This window comes from Robertmurraya sp. DFI.2.37, assembly GCF_029211245.1.
GTDB lineage: Bacteria > Bacillota > Bacilli > Bacillales > Cytobacillaceae > Robertmurraya > Robertmurraya methanolica_A.
In genome coordinates this window covers 65,322-83,394 of the sequence record NZ_JARGEJ010000004.1, presented here as the reverse complement: position 1 = coordinate 83,394, position 18,073 = coordinate 65,322, and the positions used below count along the sequence as shown (strand labels likewise).

19 protein-coding genes are annotated in these 18,073 nt (G+C 39.7%); 7 read left to right on the top strand and 12 right to left on the bottom strand.

Translation table 11 applies throughout. The features are described from left to right. Positions 1 to 76: 76 nt before the first annotated feature. Genes PZE06_RS03630 through PZE06_RS03615 form a run of 4 tightly spaced genes read left to right on the top strand, consistent with a single transcriptional unit; the run spans position 77 to position 2,588 of the window. The gene (locus tag PZE06_RS03630; RefSeq protein WP_225315184.1) at positions 77 to 757 is read left to right on the top strand and encodes an ABC transporter permease; all 681 of its coding nucleotides are present in this window, start codon (positions 77 to 79) and stop codon (positions 755 to 757) included. A 4-nt stretch (positions 758 to 761) separates the two neighbouring features. Further along, positions 762 to 950: a hypothetical protein gene (locus PZE06_RS03625; RefSeq protein WP_225310648.1), complete on the top strand. Its 189-nt coding sequence runs from the start codon at positions 762 to 764 to the stop codon at positions 948 to 950. A gap of 1 nt (position 951) precedes the next feature. Then, entirely contained in the window at positions 952 to 1,569 is a 618-nt protein-coding gene (locus tag PZE06_RS03620; RefSeq protein ID WP_225310649.1) for an ABC transporter permease, read from the top strand. A gap of 14 nt (positions 1,570 to 1,583) precedes the next feature. Continuing rightward, the gene (locus PZE06_RS03615) at positions 1,584 to 2,588 is read left to right on the top strand and encodes an ABC transporter ATP-binding protein (RefSeq protein WP_150915269.1); all 1,005 of its coding nucleotides are present in this window, start codon (positions 1,584 to 1,586) and stop codon (positions 2,586 to 2,588) included. A gap of 45 nt (positions 2,589 to 2,633) precedes the next feature. On the opposite strand, the gene PZE06_RS03610 is transcribed toward PZE06_RS03615, so the two are convergent. Genes PZE06_RS03610 through PZE06_RS03600 form a run of 3 tightly spaced genes read right to left on the bottom strand, consistent with a single transcriptional unit; the run spans position 2,634 to position 5,903 of the window. Next, positions 2,634 to 3,368 carry a CPBP family intramembrane glutamic endopeptidase gene (locus PZE06_RS03610; protein ID WP_150915302.1) on the bottom strand — a complete coding sequence of 245 codons (735 nt, stop codon included), beginning with the start codon at positions 3,366 to 3,368 and terminating at the stop codon, positions 2,634 to 2,636. Next, on the bottom strand, positions 3,368 to 5,158 hold the full coding sequence (locus PZE06_RS03605) for an ABC transporter ATP-binding protein (RefSeq protein WP_150915270.1): 1,791 nt from the start codon (positions 5,156 to 5,158) through the stop codon (positions 3,368 to 3,370). Before PZE06_RS03605 ends, PZE06_RS03610 begins: the two co-directional genes overlap by 1 nt. Next, positions 5,127 to 5,903, bottom strand: a complete 777-nt coding sequence (locus PZE06_RS03600; RefSeq protein WP_191963188.1) for a MerR family transcriptional regulator — start codon at positions 5,901 to 5,903, stop codon at positions 5,127 to 5,129. The genes PZE06_RS03605 and PZE06_RS03600 overlap by 32 nt, the downstream gene beginning before the upstream one ends. 144 nt (positions 5,904 to 6,047) lie before the next feature. Here PZE06_RS03600 and PZE06_RS03595 point away from each other — a divergent pair, with 144 nt between their 5' ends. From PZE06_RS03595 to PZE06_RS03585, 3 genes are all read left to right on the top strand, one after another. Beyond that, the gene (locus PZE06_RS03595; protein ID WP_225310650.1) at positions 6,048 to 6,725 is read left to right on the top strand and encodes a DNA alkylation repair protein; all 678 of its coding nucleotides are present in this window, start codon (positions 6,048 to 6,050) and stop codon (positions 6,723 to 6,725) included. A 7-nt stretch (positions 6,726 to 6,732) separates the two neighbouring features. Then, positions 6,733 to 7,584: an HAD family hydrolase gene (locus PZE06_RS03590; protein WP_150915273.1), complete on the top strand. Its 852-nt coding sequence runs from the start codon at positions 6,733 to 6,735 to the stop codon at positions 7,582 to 7,584. Positions 7,585 to 7,714: 130 nt separating this feature from the next. After that, entirely contained in the window at positions 7,715 to 8,791 is a 1,077-nt protein-coding gene (locus PZE06_RS03585) for a PQQ-dependent sugar dehydrogenase (protein ID WP_150915274.1), read from the top strand. Between the two features lie 278 nt (positions 8,792 to 9,069). Here PZE06_RS03585 and PZE06_RS03580 read toward each other — a convergent pair whose 3' ends face one another. From PZE06_RS03580 to nosZ, 9 genes are all read right to left on the bottom strand, one after another. After that, positions 9,070 to 9,720: a TetR/AcrR family transcriptional regulator gene (locus tag PZE06_RS03580; protein WP_150915275.1), complete on the bottom strand. Its 651-nt coding sequence runs from the start codon at positions 9,718 to 9,720 to the stop codon at positions 9,070 to 9,072. A 55-nt stretch (positions 9,721 to 9,775) separates the two neighbouring features. Continuing rightward, positions 9,776 to 10,801, bottom strand: a complete 1,026-nt coding sequence (locus PZE06_RS03575) for an ABC transporter permease (RefSeq protein WP_150915276.1) — start codon at positions 10,799 to 10,801, stop codon at positions 9,776 to 9,778. Further along, positions 10,798 to 11,529, bottom strand: a complete 732-nt coding sequence (locus PZE06_RS03570) for an ABC transporter ATP-binding protein (RefSeq protein ID WP_150915277.1) — start codon at positions 11,527 to 11,529, stop codon at positions 10,798 to 10,800. The genes PZE06_RS03575 and PZE06_RS03570 overlap by 4 nt, the downstream gene beginning before the upstream one ends. A gap of 126 nt (positions 11,530 to 11,655) precedes the next feature. After that, a complete protein-coding gene (locus PZE06_RS03565) occupies positions 11,656 to 12,552 on the bottom strand; it encodes a FixH family protein (RefSeq protein WP_150915278.1) in 897 nt (298 codons plus the stop codon). Beyond that, positions 12,549 to 13,214 (bottom strand): ABC transporter ATP-binding protein, encoded by a 666-nt coding sequence (locus PZE06_RS03560; protein WP_150915279.1) that lies wholly within the window; start codon positions 13,212 to 13,214, stop codon positions 12,549 to 12,551. The genes PZE06_RS03565 and PZE06_RS03560 overlap by 4 nt, the downstream gene beginning before the upstream one ends. Further along, positions 13,211 to 14,008 carry an ABC transporter permease gene (locus PZE06_RS03555; protein WP_150915280.1) on the bottom strand — a complete coding sequence of 266 codons (798 nt, stop codon included), beginning with the start codon at positions 14,006 to 14,008 and terminating at the stop codon, positions 13,211 to 13,213. Before PZE06_RS03555 ends, PZE06_RS03560 begins: the two co-directional genes overlap by 4 nt. A gap of 14 nt (positions 14,009 to 14,022) precedes the next feature. Further along, positions 14,023 to 15,339: a nitrous oxide reductase family maturation protein NosD gene (gene nosD / locus PZE06_RS03550; RefSeq protein ID WP_150915281.1), complete on the bottom strand. Its 1,317-nt coding sequence runs from the start codon at positions 15,337 to 15,339 to the stop codon at positions 14,023 to 14,025. Further along, positions 15,336 to 15,902, bottom strand: a complete 567-nt coding sequence (locus PZE06_RS03545) for a hypothetical protein (protein ID WP_150915282.1) — start codon at positions 15,900 to 15,902, stop codon at positions 15,336 to 15,338. Before PZE06_RS03545 ends, nosD begins: the two co-directional genes overlap by 4 nt. Positions 15,903 to 16,132: 230 nt before the next feature. Continuing rightward, positions 16,133 to 18,007: a Sec-dependent nitrous-oxide reductase gene (gene nosZ / locus PZE06_RS03540; protein WP_150915283.1), complete on the bottom strand. Its 1,875-nt coding sequence runs from the start codon at positions 18,005 to 18,007 to the stop codon at positions 16,133 to 16,135. Between the last annotated feature and the right edge of the window lie 66 nt (positions 18,008 to 18,073).

The window sequence follows — 18,073 nt, the reverse complement described above, 5'->3', positions numbered from 1 at the left end:
GCTCATCGGTTTACCGTTTTGAGGTTTGGTCACGGACAGGATCCAATATTATATTTTTATTAATGTGGGGTTCGATTTGGACAGCCCTTTATGCAGGACGGGACGAGGCTGGCGGAGTCACCTTTACAGCGATGCTAACTTACATAGTAGTGAGTCAATTTTTAGATGGAGTGAAAACGAGGCTGGAACTCCGTTATGGGAAATTCAAGAGAAGGTAAGAACGGGAGATATTTCGTTAGAATTAATGAGGCCGTTTGATGTGCCATTAAGGTATTTATTTGCCGATTTTGGAAGTGTGGCCTTTTATATGATCACCGCGTTATTGCCATTATACTTTATCATTTTTTTCTTTTTGGACTTAGCTTTGCCGACCAATTGGCTGACTTGGGCGTACTTTATCATTTCTGCGTGTATCGGCTTTTTAATTCGCTATTGTGTAGAAATGACATTTGGATTGTTAACCTTTTTTCTAGTGGAAACAGGAGGAATTGAAGATATCTTTTATTTTGCGATGTCCCTTCTTTCCGGTTCAGTTATTCCTCTTTGGTTCTTCCCAAACTGGTTGGAAACAATCGCTGTTTATTTGCCCTTCCAAGCCATTTTCTTTATGCCGATTTCGATTTTTATCGGGGAGACGACAGGGGGAGAAGTTTTCACCTCTTTAGGGCTTCAATTATTTTGGTTACTCGTATGTTACTTCGTTTTAAGAATGGTCTGGAATCGGGCATCCCATAAAGTGGTTGTTCAAGGGGGATAAAGAGATGACAATCGCAAAATATATAAAACTTTATTTTAAGCTTGTCTCAGCGGGGATTAGAGCGCAGCTTCAGTATCGCTTTGCTTTCGTGATGAGGATCGTCGGGATGATCACAGCCTATACAGGAACGGCTGTCACGATGTGGGTCATGCTCTATCAATTTCAAACATTAGGAGATTGGAACTTTTTTTGAGATGCTTTTTTTATTTGCATTGTCCATTCTCTCATGGGGATTTTGCATTATCCTCTTTTTTCATTTTCGCAGTCTTGATACATATATATTGAATGGAACATTTGATCGTTTTCTTGTTCGACCGCTTAATCCATTCTTTCATTTTATGGCGATGAAGTTTGATATCGCCTCATTCGGGCAGTTTCTGTTTAGTATCATTGTGTTCGCTATTGTCAGCTTTCAGCTACAGCTTGAATGGACTATAGGTAAGATCCTTTTTTTACTTGGGGCAATCGTTGGTGGTGTGTTGATTCAAGGAGGGCTTCTTGTTATCATTTCGGCATTCGCATTTTGGACCACGAAGTCGGAGCAATTTTATTGGGTTGCCATGTTTCCAGCGCGAAATTTAACCTATTATCCATTGGCCATATATCCAAAGTTTATCCAGTGGATAACGGCATTTGTCATTCCTTTCGGATTTGTGAATTACTTTCCGACAACGGTCATTTTAAATAAGGAAACCCCTTATTTCCCAGATTACATGGGGTATTTTTCCCCGCTGGTCGGCGTGCTGTTTTTTGGTCTTGCCTATTTTATTTGGATGTTAGGATTAAGCAGATATAAGAGCACTGGCTCATAGAAGGATGTGAGAAGATGTCGATTATTGAAGTAAACAACCTACAAAAGGAATTTATGATTGCTAAGCGTGAAACGGGGCTAGTTGGGGCATTAAAGAGCTTGGTTAAAAGAGAGTTTATCAAAAAAGAAGCGGTAAAAGATATCAGCTTTTCGATTGAAAAGGGAGAAATGGTCGGTTATATCGGACCGAACGGTGCTGGCAAGTCAACAACGATTAAAATGCTTACGGGAATATTGGTGCCATCTGCTGGGCAAGTGACAGTGAACGGGATTGTCCCGTATGAAAATCGCCAAGAAAATGCAAAAAACATCGGTGTTGTCTTTGGGCAACGGACTCAGTTATGGTGGGATCTACCAACGATTGAGTCATTTGAGCTTTTGAAGGCCATCTATCGGGTAACTGACCAACGGTATAAAGAAAATATGAGCATTTTTCAAGAGATTCTTGGTCTTGATGAATTTATTAATACACCGGTACGACAATTGTCCCTGGGACAACGAATGCGAGCGGATATTGCCGCGTCCTTACTCCATGATCCTCCCATTCTATTTTTGGATGAGCCAACGATCGGGCTCGATGTTGTCGCCAAAGAGAAGATGAGGACTTTTATTCAGGAGATTAATAAGGAAAAGCAAGTAACGGTCATTTTAACGACTCATGATATGGAGGACATTGAGAAGCTTTGTCAACGAATGGTTCTGATTGATCATGGGCAAAAGGTCTATGATGGGGACATTCTCGCTGTAAAGGAAAGGTTTGGAAAAATGAGGACTCTCGTTGTTGATCTGGAGGATGCAGATAAGTCTTTTGCAGTAAAAAATGGCGAATTATGTAAGCAGGAAGGCAATCGTTATTGGCTCCGTTTTAATGGAAATGAAGTTTCTGCATCCGATTTAATAACACAAATCTCGCAAACACATAATATTAAAGATTTAACGGTAGAAGAACCAGAAATAGAATCGATTATTAGTCGCATTTATCAGGAGGGCTTTAACGAAAAGCAAACCGTGCAAGGATAATAACAAGCCTGGCGATATTAAATGCGCCAGGCGTTTCAATGATGATTAGTTGATGCGTTCTGGACGGTCTCCTAATTTTGCAACATAGTCGATCAAGAAATGAAGGAGCATCAGTGGCAGTATGGAGCCGACACCTATATAAAGAATGGAAAAAATAACCCCCACCACTGTGGTTTGCAATACTCCTTTAATTCCTTGATAGGTATGTGCTAAACCAAACAAGAGCGAAGATAATACTACGGTAAACCAAATCGAAAGATCAGGAAATAAATAAGAAAATGCAAAGATTAAAAAGCCTCTATATATCACTTCTTCAGTAATCCCTGCTGTTAATGAAACATAATTCCATAGCTTTTTCTCAGCATTCGTAATCGGCAATATCTCTGAAAAATGGACATTATCCCATTCCTTTTGTTTGGCTTCTCTTAATTTAGATCTCATTTTTTTACTAAATTGATAACCGATAGAATAATATAGCAGTCCGATGAAATAGAGGATTGCTAAGACAAATACAGAATAGGTGATCAACGGTCCTAAGCTTTCTGTGTTAATGGCTGGAAAAGTTAATCCGATATCTTGAAAAGATAGTTCTGTAAACAGGGCTAGCAGGAATATGAAAATGGATGGAATCCACAGACCAAGCATCGTCTGCTGATAAAATTTCACCCTTCTATGCTGATTTTCTCTAACGCCGAGTTTGAATTTTTTGAAAGCAAAGAAGCCAATAATGGGCTCATAAACGATCGTAAAGAGGATAAGCAGCCAAAAGCTAAATTCCATCAAGCATCATTCTCCCTAATTACTTTTTCAATTTCAGAAGTTAGTGATTCATTTCTTAATTGTTGTTCAGCTAGCTTTTTGTATAGGCTATGGGCATGTAGAAGTTCGTTGTGGGTTCCAATCCCAGTGATTTCACCTTGTTCCAAGACGACGATTTGCTCCGCCTCAACAACGGTTGAAAGGCGATGAGCAATAACAAGTGTTGTTCTCCCTTGCATGAGATGTGTCAGTGCGTTTTGTACCAGTTCCTCGGATGCGCTGTCAAGGTTGGAAGTGGCTTCATCAAGAAGGAGAATCTTAGGGTTTTTGATTAAGGCCCTTGCAATAGCAATTCGCTGCCTCTGACCTCCGGATAGTTTGATGCCTCTTTCCCCCACTTCTGTTTGAAACCCATTAGGGAGACGTTCAATAAATTCTGCTGCATTTGCTTGTTTGGCGGCGTGGAGCACTTCATCATCAGAGACCTCCCGAGCCAGCCCATAAATAATATTATCTCGTATCGTCCCAGACATAATTGGACTTTCCTGGGAGACATAGCCAATTTGGCTTCGCCATGAATGCAAATCAAAGAGATGAATGGGCTTGTCGCCCAAACGAATTTCTCCCTCTGCACTTAAATAAAAGCGCTCCAATAAAGCAAATATGGTAGTCTTTCCGCTTCCGCTTGGCCCGACAAATGCTGTTGTTTTCCCAGGTGGGGCGACGAAGGAGATATTTTTTAAAATCGGTTCGTTTTTTTTATATGAAAATGAGACATTTTGAAAGATAAGTGGTTCTGCTTCTTGTCCGACTGTAACACCTGTTGTTGGTTCCTGATGAATAGACAAGATTTCTTGAATACGTTCAGTTGCGCCCATTGCTTTTTGGAAAGCGGTAAAAAAGGTGGCCATTTGACTAAATGGGACAACGATTTGAAACATGTAAATGATGATTGCGACAAGAGAGCCTGCGGACAAGGCTCCAGATGCAACGCGGACTCCGCCATATCCGATTAGAACGACAAGTACGAGCATCATAATAAAAGTCATGAACGGAGAAATAACAGCAAGTATACGCGCTTCCTTTAATCCATATTGAAAAAGGTGGCGAATTCCTTGCTCCCCTTTTGCCTTTTCACCCTCTTCTGCATGATAGGCTTTGACGAGGCGAATATCAGCCAGTACGCGACTTAAATTGGCTGTAAAGGTGGCCATTTCATCCTGTGTTGCCTTGGAGACTTTGTACATCTTTTGCCCGAGTGGCATGATCACGAGGATGGCAATAGGGACAGAAATAATCATAATTAGCGTCATTTTCCAATCAATAATTAATAAAATTGTGACAGCACCGATAATGGAGATGATACCTGTAACAAACGTAATTAAATGCTGGGTGATTAAGGTTTTCACCGTATTCGTATCCTGAGAGACACGACTCATTGTTGCACCTGATTGATGTTCATCAAAATAAGGAATCGGCAAATGGATAATATGCCCCCACAGCCGCTTCCGTATCGAAGCAACGATTGATTCTCCGATGTAGGTCATAAAATAATAGGAAAATCCAGATGAAATCGTTTGAACGATAAAAGCAGCACCCAAAAGGACAATCAGTGAAATTTCAAGGGCGGATTGTGCCAATTGATCGACTAACGATCTCGTGAATAAGGGAAGCACGAGTCCTGCAGCCGTTTCAAGTAACCCTAAAGCTAAGGCAAGGATAAAGATCCCTTTTGGTGGGTTGGAGCTCTTAATTAACCTCCAAAAAGCTTTCAAGTGATTAGTTTTTATTTGTTCCTTTTTTTCTTTCATTTATGGTGATTCCTCTTTTCTGTAGATTTATATCGATCCCTTTGGAAATCCACTCTTCAACCTCTTTTGGAAAAGGGAATGGAATCGCCCAGTCCTCATCGTTGATTTCAACATTTGTAACTTCTTCTAGAAAGTGGAGATCTCCTCCTGTCAATTCAGCAAATATATCGATTAGTTTGTCGATTAGTAGTTGTACTTTTGCGGATTTCGGATCTGCTCCGTAATGCTCTTTCAGATCCGTTAATAATCCAACTATATTTGTGTTGATTTCCAGATGTCTTTTTTCATCGATACTAAAAATTTGTTCTACTTTTTGGTCGTCAAGGATTCCTTTTAAGAATTTTTTATGTTCTTTTTCCATCTGAATATCATTGATTAATGTAATAAATATGGATGAATCTAGTTCACCATGATGATCTACAATATATATAGCATGATCTAATGCTCTAATGACCTGTTCCAGTTGTTCCTTTTGCTTCACCATCGCTTCTTTTTGTATGGAAAGGGAGTCCTTTAAATCCCATTTTTCGGATTTTAGAAATACTTTAATTTCTTCGAGTGAGTAGCCAAGAAATTTCAAGGTAATGATTTTATGCAATGTAATAAAATTCTCTTCGGTATAAATTCTCTTTCCTTTATCCGACAAATATGAAGGTTTGAGGATTCCAATTTCATCATAATAATGCAAAGTTCTAACTGTTAAACCGGTCTTTTTGGCGAATTCTCCAATTGAAAATGTATTCATTGCCATCCTCCTATCTATTACTATCATAAGTCCTAACGTAACGTTAGCTGCAAGTTTCATGTTCATTTTTTCTCAATTATTGGATTATCTTTCTCGAAACTCTTACAATGAAAAGGAAAGACAAGGTTGATGGGGGGAACAAACTTGGACTGGGTTAATGAGATTGAGACAATATTTTCTCGAAATCGTAATAAAAAAATGGCCATTCCAATGGAAGAGTATATGCGGAACCAATTTCCCTATCTTGGCATAAAAACACCAGCGCGCAAAAAACTTCTAAAAGATTTTTTTCAGGCATCCACCATTTTACAGAAGCCCCTCCAGCATGAGTTTGTGCTCGCACTTTGGGAGAAAGAAGAGAGGGAATATCAGTATGCGGCATTATTTTATTTGGAGAAAATAAAGAAAAAGCTCGAAATTTCCTCCATAGAGCTATTGGAAACATTGGTAACAACAAAATCATGGTGGGATACGGTCGACACCATTGCTCCTAAGCTTGTTGGCCATATTGCTATTAGGAATCCAGAAGTGATCACATCGAAAATGGATCATTGGGCAATAAGCAATAATATATGGCTAAGGAGATCCGCTCTATTATTTCAATTAAAATATAAGGAACAAACAAATGAAGAGCTGCTTTTACAATATATTAAGCAAAATGCTGCGGAGCAGGAGTTCTTTATTCGTAAAGCAATCGGCTGGGCTTTAAGAGAATACTCGAAGACAAATCCCCAGTACGTTAAAAAAATAATGGAGACGGTGCCCCTATCTAGTTTGAGCATCCGTGAAGGAAGTAAATACATAAAAAAAGATAAAGGATGATACAACAATGATAAAATGCGTAGCAATTGATATGGATGGAACATTATTAACGAAGGATCATGAAATTACGGAAGAGAATATGAAAGCCATTAAAGCGGCGCAGGAGAAAGGTGTGGAAGTTGTCATTGCTACAGGTCGCTCCTATCCAGAGGCGATTTATTTATTAAAGGAGGCAGGGATTAAATGTCCGGTGATTTGTGCCAACGGAGCGGAGGTGCGTTCGCCAGAGGGAGAAATAGTTGCTGATAATCCTCTTAAGAAAGAGTTTGCAAAGGATGCATTAAAAATTCTTTCCGATAGCGATATTTATGTAGAGTTTTTTACAAGTAAAGGAATTTATACAGCCGATATGGAAAGAGGCATAAGCCTTTTTAAAGAGTATGCGGCTAACAAACATGAGAAAACAGAGGTTGAAAAAATAGAAGCGATCTTACAAGAGCGCATGAATTTTATTAAAACGATAGAGAGTGTCGATTTTATTTTTGAGCAGGAAGATTACCATCTTTATAAACTGTTAGCTTTCTCTTTTGATCCGGAGCAACTGCAAAAAGTAGAAGCGCAGCTAAAAGAAATAGAGGGAATTGCTTTAAGTTCTTCTGGGAAAGAAAATTTAGAGATTAATGGCGTAGAAGCGCAAAAAGGAATTGCTTTAGATCGTTTTACAAGAGAAAAAGGAATCTCGCTCATGGAAACGATGGCGATTGGTGACAATTACAATGATTTATCGATGTTTCAAAGGGTTGGAAGAGCGGTTGCTATGGGGAATGCAGACGATTATGTTAAAGCTCAATGCCATTTTGTCACAGCTACAAATGAGGAAAGTGGTGTAGCAAAAGCGATCTGGGAGGCTATTAATTAGTGTTCTGTAAAAAGTGTTTCATGCCAATCGTGCTAAACCAAGTTGTAAAAAGCTCAAAAAGAGAGTAAACTCCCGCTGTTGTGTTTTAGGATGATCTTGGAAAGGTCTTGATAAAATAAGGAGGAGTGCGATGAAGAAAGGAATCCTGTTGTTGGTCGTTTTGCTTTTGGCTGCATGTTCTGGGGGAAAAGAGCGTGAAGGAGTACATGAAGATGAAATGGGGAAGCCAGCAGTTATAGCTATGGGTAGAGAGGTAGTTGCTGAAAATCTCCAAGTTCCGTGGTCCATTAATAAAATGGGGCAAACGTTTTATATCAGTGAACGAAACGGAACGGTCATGAAAGTTGAAGGAGATAGGCAATCAAGGCAAAAGGTGGAGCTGGAGAAGACGTTAGCAACAGCAGCGGAGGCAGGCTTGCTCGGTTTTGTCCTAGCGCCAGATTTTGCTAACACGAATCGTGCTTATGCCTACTATACCTATAAGGATGAAGATGGACAATTTAATCGAATTGTCACGCTAAAGCTTGTGGAAGAGGTGTGGAAGGAAGAAAAGTTACTTCTTGACGGAATCCCCAGTGGGCAATATCACCATGGAGGACGTTTAAAGCTAGGACCAGATCAAAAGTTGTACGCAACGACAGGAGACGCTGCAACAGATCCAGATATTGCTCAAGATGTGAAGTCGTTAGGCGGAAAGATTTTGCGCCTCAATTTAGATGGCTCTATCCCTGAAGATAATCCTCTTGCGGACTCCTATGTATATAGTTACGGCCATCGTAATCCTCAGGGCTTGGCTTGGGCTAGCGATGGTACGATGTATGCTAGTGAACACGGCCCTTCCGCACATGATGAAATTAACTTCATTAAACCTTCTGGAAATTATGGGTGGCCAGCGGTGATCGGAGATGAAGAGCAGACAGGTATAGAATCACCTCTTTTTCAATCTGGAGCAGAGATGACCTGGGCACCGTCAGGAATGGCTTATTATGAAGGAAGGCTGTATGTTGCGACGTTGAGAGGGAACGCTGTACGAGAGTTCAATCTTGAGACAGGTGAGACGAACGAGGTGATCACAGGGTTAGGGAGAATTCGTGATATTTTGATTGAGGATGGAGTCCTTTATTTTGTATCCAATAATACCGATGGTCGTGGTAAGCCCGAAGAAAATGATGATCATTTATATAAGGTTGAGCTTAGTGAAATTTAAAGAAAGAGGTACCATAAAACGATCGGTGATTATTTTGCAAAAAAGTTCATGTTGTAAGTTGCGGAGATGGAGCAGTAGGACATTGTTGAAGAATGATCATTCATTATAGATAAGAAGGGAAAACAATTTTCTTTTAAATCATTGCAAAAACGGCTTATTAAAGGCTGTTCGATTGCGGCGAATTTTTTATATGACCAGGGAAAGCAAGGGAGATCACTAGCAAATTTATCTTCCTTGCTTTGTTAGATGGAACATTTCGGTCGACTCTCTTTTTAAGTTTATTTTTTTGTTGAAATCCCATGCATAATCATTTGAATCGTCCGTTCTATTTCCTCTTTATCATCCCAGTCAAGTTCTGGTAAAAGGAGATTACGGACGATAATGTAACCGAAGATAGCCGATGCCGTCAAGCGAATGATCTGGAAGGGAGGCACATCAATAAGCTCTCCTTTCTTTTGGTAGTGTTCAACAACCTCTGTAAATCGTTCGATTACTTTCGTTCCGATATGCTCTTTAAAGAGCTCCTTTAATTCTGGCTGAAAAGGGATTTCTTGAATAAGAATTTTAAATAAAAGCATATTTTTCGAAAGGAATTTAATGCGATTTTCGATCATCGCTCTCAAAAAGTCCTCAAACGTTGCATGCTCTTTTTTGAGAACCTTTTCCATATCTTTAATAACAAGGGGGGCTATAAATTTTCTCAGCATCGGTTCTATGATCGAATAGAGCAAATCTTTTTTTGTCTTATAATGGCGAAAAATCGTCCCTTCTGCAACACCAGCGTTTTTCGCTATTTCACTTGTTGAGGTAGAGGCATACCCTTTTTCAGCAAATGCCTGAACAGCAGCAAGAATGATTTTTTTTTGTTTCTCTGTGAGCTCATCGCTTTGTTCAAAAATTTCCTCAATAAGATTATCTGGACCGTTCATAATAAACTCCTTCAGTACTTGATATTCTTATTGTAATGGATTATAAGATAAGATGCTAAATCTTTCGGTATTTTCGTAATGCGACAATATTCAAGAACATAAATAGTGCTGAAAAACCGAGGAGCACAAGGATATTTATATAGAGATCTGCCCATCCATAGCCTCTGACCATCACATTTCGCAGAGCATCGGCTGCGTAATAGAGCGGGGTCATTGGACCAATCCAATTTAACCATGGAGAGATCGTCTCCAAATTGAATAGTCCTGAAAAAAAGATTTGCGGGACGACAACAATGGGTATAAATTGAATCATTTGCAGCTCATTATTAGCGAATGAAGATAGTAAAATTCCTAACGTTAATGCTGTTAAGGAAAGGGTTAACGTAATTAAAAGAACATATATAAAGCTCCCTTCCATAAGCATCCCCAACACATAAATAGCGTAGGCGGCGATAATTGTCGCTTGAATCATCGTGAAGATCCCAAAACCGATAATATACCCGACAACCATTTCCGATTTCCGCAGTGGACTCGATAATAAACGTTCCAACGTGCCAGTTGTTCGTTCTCGTAGAAAGGATACTCCGGCGATTAAGAAGACAAAAAAGAAAATGAAAAACCCAAGCAATACGGGACCAAAATAATCAAACTGACTCATATCTTCCGATCCGTGAATAAACGCTACATTTAGCTCATGTGAGCCAGTTGGCTGCAGAGGTGCAAATGCCTTTTCCAGCCACTTGATCGTAGCGCCATTGACATTTGGATCACTGCCTTCAAGGACAATAGAAGGGCTAGTATTTTCAAATGAAATGTAGCCATCAAGCAATTGCTTTTCCATATCTTTGTTAGCTGATTCGATATTTGTGTATTTTGTAATGTCCGCATCGTCTAAATCTAGCTGTTTTTCAAAGGCTTCAGGTATATCAACCAACCCGACCTTTGGCACATAATCATCACCGTTAAAAACAAGATGAAGCATCGTTAAAATAAGAATCGGAGCAAAAATTAGTAGTCCAAGCGTTCTTTTATCACGAATGATTTGTCTTAAAATCCGGATTACGAGTGCTCTTACTCTCACGCCTTAGCACCTCCATATGCTAGAAATGCCTCTTCGATGGAAGAGGAACTAGTTTCTGCTTTTAATTGCTCGGGTGTGCCAACAGCGATTAGCCGACCATCACGAAGCATTGCTAAACGGTGACATTTCTCCGCTTCCCCCATAACATGCGTTGTAACAATAATTGACGTGCCCTTTTCATTTAAATTGTAAAAGGCGTTCCAAATACTCTTGCGTAAAACAGGATCAATTCCTACAGTTGGTTCATCAAGAATTAGCAGTGCCGGTTCATGGAGCAAGGCAATCGCAAGCGATAATCTTCGCTTCATTCCCCCGGAATAATGGTGGACCGTTTTGTTTAAATGGTCACTTAACTCAACAACGTCCATTACTTTGCCAATTCTACTTTGCAATGCTTTTCCATTTAAACCGAAAAGAGCACCGAAAAATTCAAGATTTTCCTTCGCTGTTAATTCTCCGTATAAAGCGTCTGATTGTGCCATGTAGCCAATCTTTTCAATGAGCTTTAAGGAAGGCATTTTTTCTTGGAAAAGATAGTTTTCTCCCCGATTCGGCAAATCAAATCCGGTTAACATCTTCACTAATGTTGTTTTGCCAGCACCAGATGGACCTAATAGCCCGAAGATTTCACCTTTGTAAACATTTAAAGAAATATTGTTCAACACTTCCTGTTTTCCAAAAGCCTTCGACACATCCTGGATCGACACGATCACTTCATTTGCATCCATTTTTATTCACTCCTTTTTAAAAAGTGAGTAATCACTCACTTACATCATAAAACATAAAAAGAGATTTGTGAAGTGAGTAATCACTCATTTTATAAATAAAAAATAAACCCTGAGTAAGTTCAGGATTTATAACAGTTCAATTGTTAATGAATTAACTTGAGAAATAAGAAGTTCTTCGTATTGTTTTTGGGCAAGATAGAGGATCTCCTGCTCGTTGACATCGGGATTTTCTTTTCGTACTTGTGCAATCAAATCGTTTTGAACCTTTTGCGAAAGAACAATTAGTTCATATTGCTGTTGTTCTTTACTCCAGAATTTCTCTTCTCCAAATCCTTGAATCATTTTTTTGGCAACTGGGACTGATTCATATTGTGTGCGTACCTGTTTGACTTGCTCGGTTATTTCCTCTTGTGTTGCCTCATGGCCTTTTTCAAGAGCAAGGAGTGCCATGGAACGGAGGCGGATAATCTGGGTTATTAGCTGATTTCGATCTTGATTTAGCTTCTCTTGTCCGTCCCAATAGGCTAACGCTTCTTCTAATTCGTCGCCTTCATATTTTTCTTTATCCTGTTCGCGATTGATGGCAATGTGTAGTTCGTTGATAAACTGGTAAAATTCTAGATCCTCCTTTGTAATCCATTCATCGTTGATTTTAGCGATCCCACTCGGTTCTTTTACATCGTATGTGATGACCTTTTCAACAGATTCTCCATTATGGTCAAACGTGAAAACAATCTCCCATTTTCCGGCCATCGGCAATTCGACTTCTGACGAATAAATACCTTCTCCGATTTCTTTAAAGGCTGCTTCTACTTGCCCGTGGTCCATGTCGCTCATCGCGAGCACGGCATTGACCTTAAGACCGGAAACAGGATCATGACCATCAGTAATTTTAATGACAAGCTCGGAGGCTGTATCTTTTTCATAATATAAATCCTTTTCGACCTCGACAACGACAGAACTTTTATTGCAGGCAGTCAATAAGAAAAGCAAACTGGCTAAGGCGAATAAAAATTTTTTCATGGTCCATTCTCTCCTAATTTTTGTGTTAGTAGAAAGTCTGCAACAGTGTATTTACAGATTTGCTGATTCTCTAAAAAAGCGACGTGTGAACATAGCTGTTTAATTTCATCTAAATGATGGGAAGATACTAAAATCGTTTTATTTTGCAAAGACTTCAACGTATCCAAAATTTCTTTTCTTCCAATTGGATCAAGACCGCTTGTCGGTTCGTCTAAGACGAGGATTTGTGAATCTTGATAGAGCGTCACTGCGAGTCCAAGCCGCTGCAGCATTCCCTTTGAATATTCCTCGATAATCGTATTTCGTTCCTCCCAAAGGTTGACGGATTTTAAGAGCTCTTCCATTCGTTTCTCATCGTAGGTTCGAGAAATGCTTCTGGCAAAAAACCGCATATTGTCCAGTCCTGTTAAAGATTGATAGAGCAAGAATTTTTCTGGAAGATAAGCAATTTCGCTGCTTATACCCCTTTTTTTCTTGCCGTTGATTCTGATTGTCCCCTTTTTGCTAGGAAGAATTCCGAGAAGACTATTAATAAAAGTTGATTTCCCAGCCCCGTTTCGCCCAACGAGAGCACATATTTCATTTTTCTCTATTTTTAAGTGAACATCCTGAAGGACTGTTCTTTTTCCAAACGATTGATAGAGATGGGCAACTTCAATCATTGTGAGCCCTCCTTTCGTTGAAAAACAACTCCAGCTCCAAACGAGAACAATATTCCGAGTACAACATTGCCGATTAAAAATAAAGACGGCTTTAACCACATGAATGATTGAAGTAGCTTAGACATATGCTCAAAGGAGTAAACGCCGAATGCTGATTCAAGGTAAATTCTTGCAGCTTGCAACGGGTTTAGGAAATAAAAGCTAGAAAAGAGTTTCACATTATCATAGGTAACGTTACTTAACCATGATAATAAGAGAAAATCGTGTAAGAAGAAAAAATAGAACCAGATGGCGATCACGAAGCCAACAATTTGCATTCTGGAGCGGCTGATGCTCCCAACGAAGACTCCAAGCTGGGTGAAGACGAGAATAAGACTTGTGATGGTGAACAAGAATGCAAGGTAGGCAGCGCCATCTATTTGAAAATAAAATTTTAACGGAATCAAGTAGAGAAAGAACCATAGAGCAGTCGGCCCTAATAATACCGATTGAATCGCCACGCTTTTTTTACATAGAAAGCCTGTAAAGCGCTCTCCTCTTGTTAAGAGCATGATCAATGTTTTTTGTTCTTTTTCCTGAAATAGGGAAAAGGCCCCTAAAAAAAGGCATAATATCGGGATGAAATAGACGAATGCATCAAATAAATTAATCAAGTGAATATAGAATCCTTGATCAAAGGAAAGAGCAGAGGAACGGAACAATAAACTAATTGAAACGAGAATAATGAGCGCAAAGGCCAGCCAAAGCCCTTTTCCTTTTATGTTTTCCTTCCATTCCTTCCAAATATAATGCATAGTGGATGTCTCCCTTATAATAGTCTCTTTTTGTAACGGCGATAAATATATAGGCCGGATGAGATGGCAAGCACCCCAATGAGAATGAGTGATGCTTGTTTCCTTTCATGCTTTGTCACGAGCGGATAAGGATCGGTAAACATCGTTTTCTCTTTATGGAGAAACTGATTCAGCTTCTCATAAACGGCGATAGCAGGACTTTGTAAAAAGAGATAAACAAGCTCTTGATCTTCAATTAATTGATGGAGTGAAGATTGATAGCGCACCTCTTCATCACCGATCCCGTCTTGATCTAAATCGATCATAGGAAATGAGCGCCCCCAGTTATTGCCGATGCCATTTTCACTCCAGCTATTTCTCCCTTCCCCACCAAGGCTAGCAACAGGAATGGTATTTTCATTAATTTCATTTAAGGTAAAAATTTGCTCATTTGAACTTGCCCATAATTCGATCCCAACTTGGTTCTTAATGATTCGGTTATTTTTCACTAAACTCCCTGTTGCCTGATCGATATATAGTCCTCTTTGATTGAGAAAAAAGGTGTTATTTTGAATGAGCGTGTCTCGGGATGATAATAACAGGAGTCCAAAGGACTTATGTCCATAATTAAAAATAAACTCATTTTGCTCAAGCTTAATTCCGTTGGAATGCATAATGGCGGCGCCGCCGGTATTCATCGTAAACGTATTTCCTTCAAAAACATTATCATCAGAATACATATAGTGAAGACCATAGCGTGTTTCGCTTATGGAGTTATAAAGAATTTCATTGCGGTTGGCATAATCAAAGAACATGCCATCTCTTGAACCTTTAATCACGTTGTTTTGTAGAATATTATCGTTTGCGTAATAGATATGAAGCCCGTTCCCTTGATTGGCAATCTCCCCTTTGCCAAGTCCTGTAATGTGACTATTTTCAATCCGATTATGATGAGCTTGACTTAAGTAAATACCGTGAAAGGAATGTTTAATCGTTACTGAATCAATCACATTATGATTAGAATAAATCTTTATTCCTGCGTATTCCTCAGAGCTATTGCGATTCATACTGCTGCCTGACACGGTCATATTGCGAATCTTTACATGGGGAGCTTCAATGGAAATGACATTTCCGCTTTCATCCCCTCTTATAACGGTTCCTTTTTTCCCAATTAACTCTATTGATTTTTTGATGATAATATTTCCTTCGTACGTCTTATCTTCTAACTCCAGTGTGTCTCCGTCGTGGAGGGCATCGATCATTTGTTGTAGATCATCTTCCGCCAAGCTTGAACGAGGGGCAGAAAGGAGAATGATGGACATGATGAAGAATAAGAACGTCAGCTTTTTCATTGTTTTCGATCCTTCCATAAAGGAATCAGCAGCAAAATAAAGGCTGCGATGACTAAATAAGCACCGATTCCTAATAGGCTATAGGTTGTAAAGTTGGCGATGACATTTTCTCCAATGATCGGTGGGACAAATGGTTCCATTTCAATTGGAGCCATTGGATCTAAGTTGGTTCCATACTCCTTAAGGGCTGCCCATAAATCCCATACGCCGACTGCACCACCAATAAGAAAAATAACGATGAGGCTTATTAAATAAGCTTTTTTACGAATGAAGGCGCCGAGTAGTACGAGTATGGAAAGCCCGCCAATGAGATAAGGAAGATAGTTTAGTTCTGGAAAGCTTTCCTCATTAAACTGGGCCATGCCAATATAATGGTTCAACCCGTTAATTTGCTCCAACTCCCCTTCAAGGTGATCAGGGTAAACAATAATATTTAGTCCTTCGGGGTATTGAGGAGCGAAAAATTCCATTCTCCACCATGGGAAGAACAACGCTAACATGACTAATATGGCAGAGATAATCATTAAAATTGATGAGAATCGAGAAAGCTGTTTTCCTTTCATTGCAAACACTTCTTTCTAGTGACTACCCATTTTATAAAAGGGGCGCTAATCGTTTAAATGCTGCCCCTTTTTTGTTTAAGGCTATACAATATGTCAGTGTTGGTTATTGACTCATTTTCGGTATACGTGAAGGCGAGTGAAATCAATGTTTCGCACGAAATGAGCCAATAAACGTTTTACCTAGCACAGAACCTATTCTAAAAAACGGAATTTAATAACATCTCGCTTTTTTAGTTTTTCGGCTTCACGAGGAAATAGCCTGACATTTCTTGATGCAAGGCAGAGCAGAAGTTCGTACAATAAAGTGGGTATGTTCCTGCTTTGTCTGCTGTGAATTCAATCGTATTGGTCTGTCCAGGTTGAACTTCCATATTGAAATCATATTGATTAATCGCGAAGCCATGGGTGATATCCTGGTCAAAGTCTATATTTGTAAGATGAATAACGACTTTATCTCCCTCATTTACTTCAATCACGTCAGGACGTTTCGCATTAGCATCAAAAATAAATTTGGAACGCATAGCGATCCCATAGACGTGAACTTCATTGCCTTTGCGGACGATCTTTGCATCTTCTTGGTTATAAATTGCATTTGGATTGCTTTCGTCTTTATCATATACGGTAATCGTATTGATTTTATCCGCTTTTATCATTTGCGCGTAATGTGGCTCAGGATTGACAGGTGCCGACTGGATCACTTCCATTTTGTCCCCTGTTAAATCGATTAGCTGCATGGATTCTGGATGTGAAGGCCCTACTGATAAATAGCTGTCTTTTGCTATTTTGTTAAGGGCAATAATATATTTGCCATCTGGTGCGACAGTATCTCCTTCAGCAGCAACTGAATGTCCAGGAGAATATTGCACCGCAACACGGTCTAATGTTTCACCTGTAGCTGGATCCCATTTAACAATTTCAGATGAAATAAACATGGTTGTATAGGCCATCCCTTCATCATCAAATTGAGTGTGAAGCGGACCAAGAGCGTTTTCAGGATTAACTTCTCGTTCCATAACAGATTCATATTTAAGAATAGGAATTCCGTTACGTTCTCCGTCAAAATCGCCGTTCTCAATCGCAGCAAAAGCTTTTTCAAAGGAGAAAACCGTCATCGCTGGAGCAAGCTTACCCGAAGCAATGAAGTGTTCCCCATCTGGTGTAACGTCTACGCCATGAGGTGATTTCGCAACAGGAACTAGGTAAATACCACCTTTATGCTTTTCTGGGAAGATCATTTTTTGGCCTGTCACTTCGTCATATTCTCCGGCGGCTATCTTCTGTTCAAGCTCCTTCCAGTTGAACAATACGATGTAGTCACGATCGGCTTGAGAAGCATTAATTTCTAGATTTGTTGTTGCTTCTTCCGTATTGTAAGTTGTCATAACGGCCCAATCGGCAGACATTTTTTTACCGGCATCAGATAAGTCATAAGACCATGGTGGCAAGGCTACTTGATAGGCAATATCCAACTTTTCCTTCTCTTCATCAAATGTTACAGCAGACATGACACCACGGTATTGTTCACTATAGTTATCAAGGTCTGCATATTCGCTTCCAATTGGTACAGAAAAACGAGTTGGAAGGAACATATACTCAGTGTTTTGTGTGACAAAAGCAGCACAGTGCGGGCCAGAGGTATTCGGAACATTCATAATATCTTTTACAGTAAACGTTTTTAAATCCATGACGGCAGCACGACTATTGGCGACATCGGTAGCGAACATATACTTGCCATCATAATCTCCGTCAGTTTCCGAGAAAGCGGGATGATGGAGATCTCCCCACGAATAATCTCCCATTAACTCTTTCGTATGGTTATCAAAGCCGTAGCCAGTTGCAGAATCGGGTGAAAATACCGGGACAGTGCGGATGTGGCGCATCGATGGAACTCCGTAAATGAACATTTGCCCAGAATGTCCACCGGAGGCAAATAAATAGTATTCGTCTTTTTCTCCAAATGGGACATAGACCTTCTCTGCATTCGTTTTATTAGCTGAATCAGAGGTTGCTGAGCCGCTAGGACCAGTAGAGAAGTCAGCAAAAAATACGGTTGCGGCTAAGAAACCGGCGGCTAGCCCGGATGCAGCAGGTATCCATTTCTTCATGGTAAAACACCTTCCTTTTTATGAATCGTTTCGGTGCTCAGTCTTCATTAAAAATGTAAATTCCTT

What these genes read in the sequence shown, in the direction of transcription:
- PZE06_RS03625 (WP_225310648.1), top strand. Translation starts at nt 762, where the DNA reads ATGACAATCGCAAAATATATAAAACTTTATTTTAAGCTTGTCTCAGCG.
- PZE06_RS03620 (WP_225310649.1), top strand. Translation starts at nt 952, where the DNA reads ATGCTTTTTTTATTTGCATTGTCCATTCTCTCATGGGGATTTTGCATT.
- PZE06_RS03615 (WP_150915269.1), top strand. Translation starts at nt 1,584, where the DNA reads ATGTCGATTATTGAAGTAAACAACCTACAAAAGGAATTTATGATTGCT.
- PZE06_RS03610 (WP_150915302.1), bottom strand. Translation starts at nt 3,368, where the DNA reads ATGGAATTTAGCTTTTGGCTGCTTATCCTCTTTACGATCGTTTATGAG.
- PZE06_RS03605 (WP_150915270.1), bottom strand. Translation starts at nt 5,158, where the DNA reads ATGAAAGAAAAAAAGGAACAAATAAAAACTAATCACTTGAAAGCTTTT.
- PZE06_RS03600 (WP_191963188.1), bottom strand. Translation starts at nt 5,903, where the DNA reads ATGAATACATTTTCAATTGGAGAATTCGCCAAAAAGACCGGTTTAACA.
- PZE06_RS03590 (WP_150915273.1), top strand. Translation starts at nt 6,733, where the DNA reads ATGATAAAATGCGTAGCAATTGATATGGATGGAACATTATTAACGAAG.
- PZE06_RS03585 (WP_150915274.1), top strand. Translation starts at nt 7,715, where the DNA reads ATGAAGAAAGGAATCCTGTTGTTGGTCGTTTTGCTTTTGGCTGCATGT.
- PZE06_RS03580 (WP_150915275.1), bottom strand. Translation starts at nt 9,720, where the DNA reads ATGAACGGTCCAGATAATCTTATTGAGGAAATTTTTGAACAAAGCGAT.
- PZE06_RS03570 (WP_150915277.1), bottom strand. Translation starts at nt 11,529, where the DNA reads ATGGATGCAAATGAAGTGATCGTGTCGATCCAGGATGTGTCGAAGGCT.
- PZE06_RS03565 (WP_150915278.1), bottom strand. Translation starts at nt 12,552, where the DNA reads ATGAAAAAATTTTTATTCGCCTTAGCCAGTTTGCTTTTCTTATTGACT.
- PZE06_RS03560 (WP_150915279.1), bottom strand. Translation starts at nt 13,214, where the DNA reads ATGATTGAAGTTGCCCATCTCTATCAATCGTTTGGAAAAAGAACAGTC.
- PZE06_RS03555 (WP_150915280.1), bottom strand. Translation starts at nt 14,008, where the DNA reads ATGCATTATATTTGGAAGGAATGGAAGGAAAACATAAAAGGAAAAGGG.
- nosD (WP_150915281.1), bottom strand. Translation starts at nt 15,339, where the DNA reads ATGAAAAAGCTGACGTTCTTATTCTTCATCATGTCCATCATTCTCCTT.
- PZE06_RS03545 (WP_150915282.1), bottom strand. Translation starts at nt 15,902, where the DNA reads ATGAAAGGAAAACAGCTTTCTCGATTCTCATCAATTTTAATGATTATC.
- nosZ (WP_150915283.1), bottom strand. Translation starts at nt 18,007, where the DNA reads ATGAAGAAATGGATACCTGCTGCATCCGGGCTAGCCGCCGGTTTCTTA.